Origin of the sequence: Sphingomonas glacialis, from assembly GCF_014653575.1 — a bacterium.
GTDB lineage: Bacteria > Pseudomonadota > Alphaproteobacteria > Sphingomonadales > Sphingomonadaceae > Sphingomonas > Sphingomonas glacialis.
Map to the genome: position 1 here is coordinate 377,738 of NZ_BNAQ01000004.1, position 12,616 is coordinate 390,353.

Sequence of the window (12,616 nt, forward strand, 5' to 3'; positions counted from 1 at the left end):
GCATAGCCGATTTTTGCGTTCGTTAAATCCCCGGCAATTGCCGTTGCGGATCGACCGGTGTGCGGCCCTTGCGCATTTCGAAATGGACCTCGGGCCGGCTCGCCGCGCCCGAATCGCCCGACAGCGCGATCGTCTGGCCGCGCTTGACCGCCTGGCCGCGCCGGACGAACAGCTGGCTGGCATTGGCATAGACCGTCGTCCAGCTCGACCCGTGCTTGACGATCACCAGGCCGCCGAGCGTCGGAACCCCGCTGCCGGCATAAGCCACGACGCCGTCGGCCGAGGCGAGAATTGGCGTGCCGAGCGGCACGGCGATGTTGACGCCGTTGAACTTCTCGCCCGAAGCGCCGGGGCCAAAGCGCGTGATGATCTTGCCGTGGACCGGCCAGGCGAAGCCGCTCGTCAGCTGCGCCGGCTCGGCGAGCGCTTGCGTCGGCGCGAGCACGCGGCGCGGCGACGCGGTCGGCTGGGCGGGGCGCTGGTTGGCGGCGAGCGCGGGCTCGCTGCCGGTGAGGATATCATCGATGTCGAGCGTGAAGGCGGCGGCGCGCTCGGCCGCCGAACTGCCGCCAGCGGTACCCGGGATCAAAACGCGCATCCCGACGCGCAGCGTGTAGGGCGCGGTCAAATCGTTGGCGGCGATGATCCGCGACCAATCGACCGCATAGGCGCGCGCGATCGCGATGCCCGTCTGGCCCGCGCGCACGAGATGATAGCGCCCGCCCGGGATCGTCAGCCGCTGGCCGGCGCGCACCACGAAGGGCGCAGGCAGCTGGTTCGCGCGCGCGATCGCTTCGGATCCGCCGCCGGTACGATCGGCAATCGCGCGCAGCGTGTCGCCAGGGCGGACGAGATAGGTGGTCGTATCGATCGTCGCGGCATCGGCGGTGACGGGGCGGGCTTGCCACGCCGGCAAGGGCGCGGGGAGGGCGGAGACGCGCTCGTCGATGCGGCGCGGTTCGTAGCGCTCGGGCTGTGTATCGTCGCGCGGGCCGGTCCGGTCGTCGCGCCATGCCGTATCCTGGCGATCGCGCGGCGGGCGATACCCGCGGTCGGGTCGGTCGGGATTGGGAATGCACGCGCCGAGCGTCGTCAACAGCAGCACCGCCGCCCAGCCGTATTCCCTGCCCCGCACCATCCCCGTCCCCCTGATCGCCCCGACCGTTACGTGTAGAGCTGGTTAAGCATAGCGAGTGACGCGTGATGTGTCAGGTCGAGATGCAAGGGCGTCACCGCGATGAACCCGTCGGCCACGGCTTCGAGATCGGTCGAATGCGCCGGCGTGTCGATCGGCGGACCGAGCGCGAACCAGTGATAGTCATAGCCGCGCGGATCGCGATTGGTGACGATCTGCAACCGGCCATAGTCGCGCAGTCCTTGTTGCGCGATCCGGATGCCTTTCACCGCATCGGCGGAGCCTGCCGGGAAATTGACGTTGACGAGCGTGCGCGGCTCGAGTGGTGCATCGATCAGCGGGCGCAGCACGCGCTCGCCCCATGCCGCGGCGGCATCGAACGGGACGGTGTCGCCCATGCCCTGCTTGTCATAGACCTGGCTCAGCGCGATCGAGCGAACGCCCGCGAGCGCGCCCTCCATCGCCGCCGAGACGGTGCCCGAATAGGTCACGTCCTCGGCAAGGTTGGCGCCGCGATTGACCCCCGACAGGATCAGGTCTGGCTTGTGATCGGCCATGATCCTGGCGAGCGCCATCATCACCGCATCGGTCGGCGTGCCCGCGACGGCGAAGCGCTTCTCGCCATGCTGGCGAACGCGGATCGGCCGGGTGAGCGTCAGCGAATGGCCCGCGCCCGATTGCTCGTCGGCGGGGGCGACGACCCACACATCGTCCGAGAGTTTCGCGGCGATCGCTTCCAAGATTTTGAGGCCGGGGGCGTGATAGCCGTCATCGTTGGTGAGCAAGATGCGCATCGGATCTCTTTCAAATTCGAACCAACTCCCGTTCGCCCTGAGCTTGTCGAAGGGCTGCTCGCCACACATTCCGAAGTGTGTGCGGCGAGCAGTGCTTCGACAGGCTCAGCACGAACGGTTTGGGTCAGTGCTTGGGCTCCAACCGCGTCACGCCACCCATATAGGGTAGCAGCGCCTCCGGCACCGTGACGCTGCCGTCCGCATTCTGATAATTCTCGAGCACTGCCACCAACGTCCGCCCGACCGCGAGCCCCGAACCGTTGAGCGTATGGACGAACTCGGTCTTTTTCTCGCCCGCGACGCGGTAGCGCGTGTTCATCCGCCGCGCCTGGAACGCACCGGTGTTCGAGCACGAGCTGATTTCGCGGTACGCGTTCTGGCCCGGCAGCCACACTTCGAGATCGTAGGTCTTGCGCGCGCCGAAGCCCATGTCGCCGGTGCACAGCAGCAGCTTGCGATAGGGCAGGTTGAGGCGTTCGAGGATCGTCTCGGCGGCGCGGACCATGCGCTGGTGCTCGGTCTCGCTGTCCTCGGGCCGCACGACGCTGACGAGCTCGCATTTTTCGAACTGGTGCTGGCGGATGAAGCCGCGCGTGTCGCGCCCCGCCGCGCCCGCTTCGGAGCGGAAGCATAGCGTGAGCGCGGTCAGCCGCAGCGGGAGCGCGCTTTCGTCGAGCAATTCGCCCATGACGCTCGCGGTCAGGCTGACTTCGCTCGTCGGGATGAGCCAGCGATCGTCGGTCGTGCGAAAGCTGTCCTCGGCAAACTTCGGCAGCTTGTCGGTGCCGTACATCGCCTCGTCCTTGACGAGCACGGGCGGGTTGCATTCCTCATAGCCATGCTCGCGCGTTTGAACGTCGAGCATGAACTGGCCGAGCGCGCGGTGCAGCCGCGCCATGTCGCCGCGCAGGAAGGTGAAACGCGCGCCCGAAAGCCGCGCACCGGTCTCGAAATCCATGCCGAGCAAAGGGGCAAGATCGGCATGTTCGCGCGGCGTGAAGTCGAAACCGCGCGGGGTGCCCCAGCGGGAGACTTCGACATTCTCCTCCTCGCCCGCGCCGTGCGGCACATCGTCGGCGGGCAGATTGGGGATGATCTCGAGCGCCGCCTTGAGCTGTGCCGCGACATCCTTTTCCTCGGCCTCGATCGCGGGCATCCGCTCCTTCAACGCGGCGACCTCGGCCATCAGGCTGGCGGCGGTAGCGTCGTCCTTCTTGGCCTTGGCCGCGCCGATCGCCTTCGAGGCTTCGTTGCGGCGCGCCTGGCCGGTCTGCGCTTCGGTGATCAGCGCGCGGTGGCGCTCGTCGAGCGCGACCAGCCCGGCGGCGAGCGGCGACAGCCCGCGACGCGCGAGCGCGGCATCGAAGGCGGCAGGGTTTTCGCGGATCGATCGGATATCATGCATGGTCGCAGGCTATGCCCAGCCTGCCGCAAGCGCGCAACCCGCGCGGCACGCGGCGCGTTGCCCGAGATACCACCAACCATAAGAGGCCAGCGCCCATGCAGATTTCCCACAATGCCGTCGTGCTCGTCGCAGATGGCCGCAAGTCGCTGTTCCTGCGCAACGAGGGCGACGCGACGCATCCCAACCTCGTCGTCGAGCGCGCGGTCGAGCAGATCAATCCGAGCGACGGCGAGCAGAAGACCGACCACGCCGGACGCTCGTCGTCGAGCGTCGGTGGCGGCCACAATTCGATGGCCGAGGTCGATTTCCACCAGCAGGAGGAAGACCGCTTCGCCGCCGATACCGCCGCGCTGCTCAAGAAGCGTGCGCTGGCGAATGATTACGACCAGCTGTTCGTCGTCGCCCCGCCGCGCACCCTCGGCGAGCTGCGCAAGCATTATCACAGCGAAGTCAGCGCGCGGTTGAGCGGCGAGCTTGACAAGGATCTGACCGGCCATCCGATCGACCAGATCGAAAAGGCGCTGCAAGCCGCCTGAAACAAAGCGGGCTCCCGCGATCATCGCGGGAGCCAGTTTGTATTCGCGCGATCAGCCGGTCAGGCGGCGATGGCGTTCCGCTTGGTGAAGCGCTTGCGCGCAACGAGCGCTGCCGCCGCTGCGCCGAACAGCAGGACCATCGGCGGCGCGGGCACTGGTGCGGGCGGGCCATCGGGATTGCCGGGGGTGCAGTTCGCGCCGCAGCTCGAGCTGCCATAGCTGCTGCTGCCCCAATTGCTGCTCGAATTCCAACCGTGGCTGCTCGATCCATAGCTGCTCGAGCTGGCCGACGAGGTGCTCGTGCTCGATCCGTTCGACGAACTGGCCGACGAGACATTGCCGCTCGAGGCCGAGGAGACGTTGCCGCTCGACGAGGTCGACGACGAGGAGGCCGACGAAACGTTTCCGCTCGAAGAGGTCGATGACGAGACATCGCCGCTGCTGCCGCCCGATGCCGAGGAGACGTTGCCGCTCGACGACGATCCGCCCGTCGACGACGTGCTCGACACGGTCGCGCCGCCGGTGCTGGTCGAGGATCCGCCGCTGCCGCCCGACGACGATGTGCTAGAGACTGCACCACTCGACGTGGAGGAGCCGCCGGTCGAGGTCGAGGAGCCGCCGGTCGAGGTAGAGGAACCGCCGGTCGAGGTCGACGAGCCTCCAGTCGAGGTCGACCCGCCGCTGGTGGACGAACTGGTCGAAGATCCGCCCGACGATACGTTGACGACGGTGCCGCTGCTGCCGGTCGACGTCGACGAGATCGTGATGTTGCCGCCGCCTCCGCCGCCACCGCCGCCACCGAAGAAGCCTCCAGCGAAGAAGCCGCCGCCGCCGCCGAAGCCGCCGCCGATCACGGCTGGGCCGAAGCCGCCCGGCGACCCGTTAAAACCGTTGAACGCGGGCGGCAACGGGATCGGTGCGCCCTGCGTCGTCACCACGACCACCTGCGGTGGCGGGGTGGTACGCGTCGTCGTCACGACTCGACGGACCCGGCGCACCGAGGCCACCGCCGTCTTGCGTACGATTCGCTTGGTCTTGTGAACATAGGCCGTGCGGGCCCGAGACGAATCCGCGACATGCACCGCGCCGCCGCCGACGATCGCGCCGCCGCACGCACAGGCACACAGTTTCGCCAAGGCCATCCGCACCGACATATCGCCACTCTCTCTTTACCGTTAATTCAATACTCTATGGCGTTCCACGGTAAGTTTCGCCACGTCGCTTTATCGGGTAAACGGCAACAAATCGTTACGTTCAAGCGCGTTCCCCACCTCACAACCCTTAATCCACGATTTTGTCACATTCGCAAAGGTTGATTGTGAGTTAACGTTTCGTCTTGGGACACAGGCGCGTTTGCCGCTTGCACGGCGCCGATGCGTGTTCGGGTGGGTGCGGGAAAAGCACATTGCGCCAAGCAACGGAAGAAGATCGCATCGGATTGCTTGTGGAGCTTCAAGGGCATGGCTATAGGCCCGCACGACGTGAGTTGACCCGGGGGCGGACCCACGATGCGTTCGGCATCGTGCGGCTGTGGGAGAAAATGGGATGGCGACGGTCTTGAATCGACACGATGACTCCGCGAAGTTCGCAGTGCCGCCCGTCGGCGGTGATGACGGCTACCGGCCAAGCGCCGACGAAGAGTTCATGAACCCGCGGCAGCAGGCGTATTTCCGCGCCAAGCTGCAGGGGTGGAAGGACTCGATCCTGCGCGAGGCAGCAGGAACGCTGTCGCAACTCCAAGTCGATACGCTGCGCGAAGCCGATCTGACCGATCGCGCGTCGAGCGAGACCGACTGGTCGATCGAACTGCGCACGCGCGATCGCCAGCGCAAGCTCATCTCGAAGATCGAAGCGGCGATGCGCCGAATCGATGAAGGCGAATACGGCTATTGCGAGGTGACCGGCGAACCGATCTCGCTCGCCCGGCTCGAAGCACGGCCGATCGCGACGATGACGGTCGAGGCGCAGGAGCGCCACGAACGCCAAGAAAAGATCTCGCGCGAAGAGTGATCTTCCGCATCTGTTAAGTGGTTCGATACATTTCCCCGGCTATCACGATCATAACGGAGGCCGTAAGTTTCAGGCGATGGATCAATATTCCCACGATCCCCTCAGCGCTCCCGACGAGGATGGCGCCCACAACCGGCAGGAGTCGCGCGACAGCCTGTTCCTGATGGCGGATTTCCGCGTCGTCGGTGGTAGCGAGGTTCGCCCGCTCCGGGTGCGCAATCTGTCGGCCGGTGGCTTGATGGCCGAACTCCAGGGTGGGCTCGAACAGGGCCTGCGCGTCGAATTCGATGTGCGGGGTATCGGCTGGGTTCCCGGGCAGGTCGCTTGGTCGGCGGCCGGGCGCATTGGCGTGGCGTTCGACCAGCAGATCGATCCGCTGCTGGCGCGCAAGCCTGTCGGGCAGGGGGCGCAAACGCCAACCTTTGTAAAGCCGATCTTCGGTCGCCCGCTTCGCTGAGTCGGTCGATCGGCAAGTAAGCGGACCCGGACGCGCTGCGCCCGGGCCCTGTGGCGTCAGATTTGCGCCAATTCCTGTTTGATCTTGAGCTTCTGCTTCTTCAGCGCGGCCAGCGTAACGGCGTCGGGCAAGGGACGCTGCGCTTCGGTGGCGATCTGTCGATCGAGGACTGCATGCTTGGCCGTCAGGGCCGAATGATGCGCGGTCTGCATGGATGCGTACCTCCTTCATGAGCTGCTTGGGGGAGCGAATAGAAACATGCTTGAGGTTAATTGTCTTCCCTCATTTTGCGGGAGCGCGACGCGCGCACCGAATTGCGCGACCGGTCGATTTTATCCGTGTCGCAGCGCCGCGATTTGCTAAGACGGGGCAATCGAGCGGGGACCGAATGGACGACAGCCTTATCGCAAAGCGCCTCGAGGTGTTACGCGTCGAACATCGAGATCTGGATTCGGCCATAGGCGCGCTGATCGACAGCGGCTCGGCGGACCAGCTCCAGCTTGCGCGGTTCAAGAAGCGCAAGCTGCGGCTGCGCGACGAGATCGCGCTGCTCGAAGACCAGTTGATTCCCGACATCATCGCCTAGGTCCCCAGCGTCTGGCGCGCCGCTCCGCTTTGGGACATGCCGCCGCAAATCTGCGATGGACGCGCTACCTTTGCGCCTTCGATTATGGCTAAGGTCAGCGATGCGAGTAAATTGGCACGACTTACGGATGCAGCGGCGCGTGATCGACACGTTGTATATTGATGCGATGGTGCTGGCCGACGAAGCCCGCAGCTATTTCGATGAGGGCGGGCGCGCCGATCGCGAAGCGCTCGATCCGATGGCGCGCGTCGCCTTCTCGTGCGAATCGCTCAAGGTCACGACTCGCTTGATGCACATCATCGCCTGGCTGCTGACGCAGCGCGCGGTCGAGGCGGGGGAAATGCTGCCGCGTGACGCGCTCGATCCGTCGCGCCGGCTCGGCACCGCGCCGGTGACCGATTCGGTGGCGCTCGTACAGATGCCCGAATCGGCGCGCACGCTGATCGCGGCGAGCGTGGAATTGCATGGCCGCGTCGCGCGGCTCGACGATGCCAGCGCGGGCGTAGACCTCGAGATCGAAAGCCCGGTGCGATCGCTGCACCAGCGGCTGGCGATGGCATTCTAGCCCGCCGAGCGAGACGGCGAGGAGCGGGGGGCCGGATCCGTCCGGCCCCGGTCGTTCAGAGCTTCAGCCGCTCACGCGCCGCGCGGTACTGCGCTTCGAACCGGTCGACCATCGCCGCGACCGACTCCACGCGCTCGATCACGCCGATTCCTTGGCCCGATCCCCAGATTTCCTTCCACGCCTTGGGCTTGGCGCCGTTGCCGGTGCCGAAGTCCATCGTCTTGAGATCGCCTTCGGGCAGCGCATCGGGGTCCATGCCCGCCGCGACGATCGAGGCGCGCAGGTAATTGCCGTGCACGCCGGTGAACAGGTTCGAATAGACAATGTCGGCGGCCTTGCCCTCGACGATCCCCTGTTTGTACGCGGCTTCCGCATTCGCCTCGAGCGAGGCGATGAAGGGTGAGCCCATATAGCCGAAATCGGCGCCCATCGCTTGCGCCGCGAGGATGGCGTCGCCCGTCGCGATCGAGCCCGACAAGGCGAGCGGTCCGTCGAACCACTGGCGGATTTCCTGGATGATCGCGAAGGGCGACAACCGCCCTGCGTGCCCGCCCGCGCCGGCGGCAACCGCGATCAGCCCGTCGGCGCCCTTTTCGATCGCCTTGCGCGCGAAGCGGTCGTCGATGACGTCATGCAGCGTGATCCCGCCCCAGCTGTGCACCGCAGTGTTGAGATCCTCACGTGCGCCGAGCGAAGTGATGACGATCGGCACTTGCCACTTCGCGCAGGTCGCGAGATCGGCCTCGAGCCGCTCGTTCGAGCGATGGACGATCTGGTTGACCGCGAACGGCGCCGCCGGGCGCTCGGGATGGTCGCGGTTATGCGCCGCCAGTTCCTCGGTGATGCGGTGGAGCCATTCGTCGAGCATCGCTTGCGGTCGCGCGTTGAGCGCGGGGAAGGATCCGACGATCCCCGCCTTGCACTGCGCGATCACCAGTTCGGGACCCGAGATGATAAACAGCGGCGAGCCGATCAGGGGAAGCCGCAGCGACGAGAGGAGGGGCGGTGTGCTCATGTCCGTTTCATAGCGCAACCGAAAGGACTGTCCAGCGGCCTCGATTTGCCTCGCGTGCAGAAAGCCTTATGGCGCGCAAATCCCCGTTTGTTTCCGGAGTAACGAAGTGAAGCTCACCCTTGCCGCCGCGCTGTCGCTCGGAACCGCGACTCCTGCTTTCGCTGTCGGGCAATTGCCCAGTGGCATCGCGCCGGTCGCCTATGACATCACGATTCGCCCCGACGCCAAGGCGATGACCTTTTCGGGCGAGGAAACGATCAGCATCGCGGTGGCGAAGCCGACTCGCACGGTCGTGCTCAACGCCGCCGACCTCAAGATTTCGCGCGCGATGGTCGACGGGGCGGCGGTGCCCTTCACGATCGACACGACCAAGCAGCAGCTGACGCTGACGCTGCCGACGATGCTCGCCGCGGGCCAGCACCGTGTCCAATTCGCCTGGACCGGCACGATCAACACCTCGGCCGCGGGCCTGTTCGCGATCGATTACAGCAACCAGGACGGCTCGTCGTCACGGCTGCTGGTCACCCAGTTCGAGGCGCCCGATGCGCGCCGCTTCGCGCCGATGTGGGACGAGCCCGGCTACAAGGCGACCTTCAAGCTCAGCACCGTCGCGCCCGGCGACCAGACCGCTTTCTCGAACATGCCCGTCGCCAGCGTGACCAAGCAAGGCGACGGCACCAAGCTGTACCACTTTGCCGAGACGCCGAAGATGTCGAGCTATCTGCTCTTCCTCGGCATGGGCGATGTCGAGCGCAAGACGGTAATGGCGGGCAAGACCGAGATCGGTGTCATCACGCGCCGCGGCGTCGTCGACCAGGGCGATTACGCGCTCGAATCGGCCAAGCGCCTGCTGACCTATTACAACGACTATTTCGGCCAGCCCTATCCGCTGCCCAAGCTCGACATGATCGCCGGCCCGGGCTCGAGCCAGTTCTTCGGCGCGATGGAGAATTGGGGCGCGGTCTTCTATTTCGAGCCCGAATTGCTCTACGACAAGAAGCGCGCGACGCAGAGCGGCAAGCAGCGCATCTACACCGTCGTCGCGCACGAGATGGCGCACCAATGGTTCGGCGATCTCGTCACGATGAACTGGTGGGACGATCTCTGGCTCAACGAAGGCTTCGCCTCGTGGATGGAGAACAAGTCGAGCATCGACCTCAACCCCGACTGGTTCGCCGGCGCGACCGCGGTGGCGCAGGATCGCGAAGGCGCGCTGCAGGTCGACGCGACCGCCGCGACGCATCCCATCATCCGCCATGTCGAGACCGTCGACCAGATCGGCGAGGCGTTCGACGGGATCACCTATGCCAAGGGGCAGGCGGTCATCGGCATGATGGAGTCGACGCTCGGCCCGGACGTGTTCCGCGACGGCATCCGCCGCTATATGGCAAAGTACAAATACGGGAACACCACGACCGACCAGCTGTGGGCCGAACTCTCGGCTGCCGCAGGGCGGTCGGTCGCCGACGTCGCGCATGATTTCACGCTCCAGCCCGGCGTCCCGCTCGTCACGATGACGGGCGCGCGTTGTGTCGCTGGCAAGACGCAGGTGACGCTGACGCAAGGCCGTTTCGGCTATGACGCGACCGCCAAGCAGTCGCTCGACTGGCATGTGCCGTTGACGCTCGGTGTCGTCGGACAGCCGGTGACGCGCGCCGTGGTGCGCGGGGCGAAGCCGATTACGGTCAGCGTGGGCGGCTGCGGCACCGTCGTGCTCAACCGCGACAAGGGGTCGTATGCGCGCGTGCTCTACAGCCAGGCTGGGCATGACGCGATCGTGCGCGACTTCGGCACGCTCGCACTGACCGATCAGCTCGGCACGCTCGGCGACGATTTCGCGCTCGCCAAGGGCGGCAACCAGAAGCTCGATCGCTATTTCGCCGATGTCGCGGCGGTCGCGCCCGATGCGAACCCCTTGCTGTGGCAGACGATTGCCGGGCAGCTCGCCGACCTCGAGGGCCGCTTGCCCAAGGGCGCGGCGAAGGACGCGATGCGCGTGCGAGTCCGCGCGACGCTTGCCCCGGCGATGCAGCGTGTCGGCTTCACCGCGACCAAGGACGAATCGCCGCTCGTTGCAACGCTGCGCGAAACGCTGATCGCGGTGCTCGGCCATCGCGGCGACCCTGCGATTGCGGACAAGGCGCGCGGCTATGTCGCCGCATTGGCGACCAACCCCGATGCGATCCCGGCGGCGATCCGTCAGCCGACCCTCGGCACGTACGCGACCAATGCGACGCCGGCCGAATGGGACGCGCTGCTCAAGCTGACGCTCGCCGAGAAGAATCCGGTGGTGAAGAACGGCTATGTCCGCTTGCTCGGCGCGGCCGAGGACGATGCGCTCGCGCAGCGCGCGCTCGATCTGTTGACGACCGACCGCTTCACTGCGCCGCAAAAGGCCGGTTTGCTCAAGGCGGTGGCGGGCGGCCATCCCGACATGGCGTTCGACTTCGCGCTTGCGCATCTACCGCTCGTCAACACGCTGGTCGAGACGAGCACACGCGCCGGCTTCGTCGCGAGCCTGGGTGCGGGGTCGGACGATCCGGCGATGCCGGGCAAGATTACCGCGTTCGCCGCGGCCAATCTGCCGCCAGCGGCGCGTGGCGGTGCCAAGGCGATCGTTGCTTCGATGGCAGCACGGCAGATGGTGAATGCCCGCATCCGCGGCGACATCGCGGCGTGGGCGACCGGCGGACAGTAAGCGGCATGCGGCTTCCCCGGCGTCGAGCGCCGGGGAAGGGGGGTATTCAGTCGATTCGCGTGAGCCCGGCGGCATATTTGCGGCCATTCGCGACATAATGCTCGGCCGAGACGCGCAACATCGCTTGCGCGGCGTCGTCGAGCGTACGGACGGCGCGGGCAGGCGCGCCGACGATCAGGCTGCCAGGCGGGAATACCTTGCCCTCGGTCACCAGCGCGCCAGCGCCGACGATCGATCCTTCGCCGATCTCGGCGTGGTTGAGCACGATCGCGCCCATGCCGATCAGCACGCGGTCGCCGATCGTGCAGCCATGCAGCACGGCGTGGTGGCCGATCGTGCAGTCTTCGCCGATGGTGAGCGGGGCGCCTGGGTCCGAATGACACATCGCACCTTCCTGGATGTTGCTGCGCGCCCCGACGATCATCGGCGTATTGTCGCCGCGCACGACCGCGCCGAACCAGATGCTGACATCGTCGCCGAGCCGTACGTCGCCGATCAGCTCGGCGCTCGGCGCGATCCAGGTCGCTTCGCCCAGCGTCGGGCGGAGTCCGTCGATTTCATAAAGCGGCATGGCGATCCTCATGGGTTGTGCAGGCATCGTGCACATCGATTGGCGCGGTCGGCAAGCCGCACGCCGTTTTACGCCGCCGGTTCCGCGGCTTGATCCGGCTCAAGCAGATATAAAGACACGCATTTCTGCGGACCTCGGCGCGTGCACGTGGCGTTGATACGCTATTGCAACCGAGAGGAAGACAGCATGGCCATCAAGTTTGCCGGAACGATCAACGCCCTCAATCGCGGTATCGCCTCGACCAAGCCCGACAAGGGCGGCGACATGATCGAGGATTGGGAAGCCGCTCTCGCGGACATCGACACGCCCGGCGCAAAGGGCATTCTCCGCGACCTCGCGTCGCTGCGCAAACAGCTCGAGCGCGCAGCGCCTGATGCCGATCGAGTTCACGCATTGCTCCATCGTCTCGGCGAGGCGACGACGCGGATCGCCGAGAAGGCCGAGACCAATCAGGAAAAGCTTAAGACACTGGGCGAGGCACTGACCGAGGCGGGTGAAGATCAGCCCGACGAGGCAGAGGATGTTGCAGCGGCGGCGTCTCCTAAGCGTGGTCGCGCTAAGGCGTGATCATAGGGGGCAGGGAGACCTGCCCCGACTTGCTCGAACGGTCGGAAGGCGTGAAATGGCCCGCAGGCCGCGCATCTGACATCGCCGTAGCTGTGCAGAGCCCGCGGCGATCCCAGGATTTCCGCGGGCTCAGCGCGTGTTTGAAAGAAAATTGCAAAAAACCGTTTGACCGAATCAAACACCCCGACTAGAGACCACCCCACCGCAGCGACGGACCGGACGGTTCGCTTCTGCAGTCACCAAATTGTCGGCGCCGAGGGGCTCTTTGAAAAGAGGG

Annotated in this window: 15 protein-coding genes; 8 read left to right on the forward strand and 7 right to left on the reverse strand. The window is 66.0% G+C overall.

What is annotated here, in order from left to right; genetic code table 11:
* Positions 1 to 22 precede the first annotated feature (22 nt).
* The 3 genes from IE187_RS15240 to serS form a co-directional block, all read right to left on the reverse strand.
* Positions 23 to 1,138: a M23 family metallopeptidase gene (locus tag IE187_RS15240; RefSeq protein ID WP_189676933.1), complete on the reverse strand. Its 1,116-nt coding sequence runs from the start codon at positions 1,136 to 1,138 to the stop codon at positions 23 to 25.
* A 26-nt stretch (positions 1,139 to 1,164) separates the two neighbouring features.
* Positions 1,165 to 1,929: a 5'/3'-nucleotidase SurE gene (surE, locus tag IE187_RS15245; protein WP_189676934.1), complete on the reverse strand. Its 765-nt coding sequence runs from the start codon at positions 1,927 to 1,929 to the stop codon at positions 1,165 to 1,167.
* A gap of 124 nt (positions 1,930 to 2,053) precedes the next feature.
* Complete coding sequence (gene serS, locus IE187_RS15250; protein WP_189676935.1) at positions 2,054 to 3,334, reverse strand: serine--tRNA ligase; 1,281 nt, start codon at positions 3,332 to 3,334, stop codon at positions 2,054 to 2,056.
* Between the two features lie 95 nt (positions 3,335 to 3,429).
* Here serS and IE187_RS15255 point away from each other — a divergent pair, with 95 nt between their 5' ends.
* Complete coding sequence (locus IE187_RS15255; RefSeq protein WP_189676936.1) at positions 3,430 to 3,870, forward strand: host attachment family protein; 441 nt, start codon at positions 3,430 to 3,432, stop codon at positions 3,868 to 3,870.
* Between the two features lie 59 nt (positions 3,871 to 3,929).
* Here the strand turns inward: IE187_RS15255 and IE187_RS15260 are convergent, their stop codons facing one another.
* Entirely contained in the window at positions 3,930 to 4,025 is a 96-nt protein-coding gene (locus IE187_RS15260) for a PEP-CTERM sorting domain-containing protein (RefSeq protein ID WP_133187541.1), read from the reverse strand.
* A gap of 145 nt (positions 4,026 to 4,170) precedes the next feature.
* Here IE187_RS15260 and IE187_RS15265 point away from each other — a divergent pair, with 145 nt between their 5' ends.
* From IE187_RS15265 to IE187_RS15275, 3 genes are all read left to right on the forward strand, one after another.
* The gene (locus IE187_RS15265) at positions 4,171 to 4,911 is read left to right on the forward strand and encodes a hypothetical protein (RefSeq protein ID WP_189676937.1); all 741 of its coding nucleotides are present in this window, start codon (positions 4,171 to 4,173) and stop codon (positions 4,909 to 4,911) included.
* A 504-nt stretch (positions 4,912 to 5,415) separates the two neighbouring features.
* A complete protein-coding gene (gene dksA / locus IE187_RS15270) occupies positions 5,416 to 5,880 on the forward strand; it encodes an RNA polymerase-binding protein DksA (protein WP_133187545.1) in 465 nt (154 codons plus the stop codon).
* A 76-nt stretch (positions 5,881 to 5,956) separates the two neighbouring features.
* Positions 5,957 to 6,337, forward strand: a complete 381-nt coding sequence (locus IE187_RS15275) for a PilZ domain-containing protein (protein WP_133187547.1) — start codon at positions 5,957 to 5,959, stop codon at positions 6,335 to 6,337.
* 56 nt (positions 6,338 to 6,393) lie between these two features.
* On the opposite strand, the gene IE187_RS15280 is transcribed toward IE187_RS15275, so the two are convergent.
* Entirely contained in the window at positions 6,394 to 6,549 is a 156-nt protein-coding gene (locus IE187_RS15280; RefSeq protein WP_140852102.1) for a DUF465 domain-containing protein, read from the reverse strand.
* A 176-nt stretch (positions 6,550 to 6,725) separates the two neighbouring features.
* On the opposite strand from IE187_RS15280, the gene IE187_RS15285 reads away from it, so the two are divergent.
* Together IE187_RS15285 and IE187_RS15290 are read left to right on the forward strand one after the other, a co-directional pair.
* Complete coding sequence (locus IE187_RS15285; protein WP_133187551.1) at positions 6,726 to 6,923, forward strand: YdcH family protein; 198 nt, start codon at positions 6,726 to 6,728, stop codon at positions 6,921 to 6,923.
* A gap of 127 nt (positions 6,924 to 7,050) precedes the next feature.
* Complete coding sequence (locus IE187_RS15290) at positions 7,051 to 7,488, forward strand: DUF1465 family protein (protein WP_189676938.1); 438 nt, start codon at positions 7,051 to 7,053, stop codon at positions 7,486 to 7,488.
* 55 nt (positions 7,489 to 7,543) lie between these two features.
* Here IE187_RS15290 and IE187_RS15295 read toward each other — a convergent pair whose 3' ends face one another.
* On the reverse strand, positions 7,544 to 8,503 hold the full coding sequence (locus IE187_RS15295; RefSeq protein WP_133187553.1) for an NAD(P)H-dependent flavin oxidoreductase: 960 nt from the start codon (positions 8,501 to 8,503) through the stop codon (positions 7,544 to 7,546).
* Positions 8,504 to 8,609: 106 nt separating this feature from the next.
* On the opposite strand from IE187_RS15295, the gene IE187_RS15300 reads away from it, so the two are divergent.
* Positions 8,610 to 11,201 (forward strand): M1 family metallopeptidase, encoded by a 2,592-nt coding sequence (locus tag IE187_RS15300; RefSeq protein ID WP_189676939.1) that lies wholly within the window; start codon positions 8,610 to 8,612, stop codon positions 11,199 to 11,201.
* 46 nt (positions 11,202 to 11,247) lie between these two features.
* On the opposite strand, the gene IE187_RS15305 is transcribed toward IE187_RS15300, so the two are convergent.
* Positions 11,248 to 11,772, reverse strand: a complete 525-nt coding sequence (locus tag IE187_RS15305) for a gamma carbonic anhydrase family protein (RefSeq protein WP_133187557.1) — start codon at positions 11,770 to 11,772, stop codon at positions 11,248 to 11,250.
* 186 nt (positions 11,773 to 11,958) lie between these two features.
* On the opposite strand from IE187_RS15305, the gene IE187_RS15310 reads away from it, so the two are divergent.
* Positions 11,959 to 12,339: a hypothetical protein gene (locus IE187_RS15310; RefSeq protein WP_189676940.1), complete on the forward strand. Its 381-nt coding sequence runs from the start codon at positions 11,959 to 11,961 to the stop codon at positions 12,337 to 12,339.
* Positions 12,340 to 12,616: the final 277 nt, after the last annotated feature.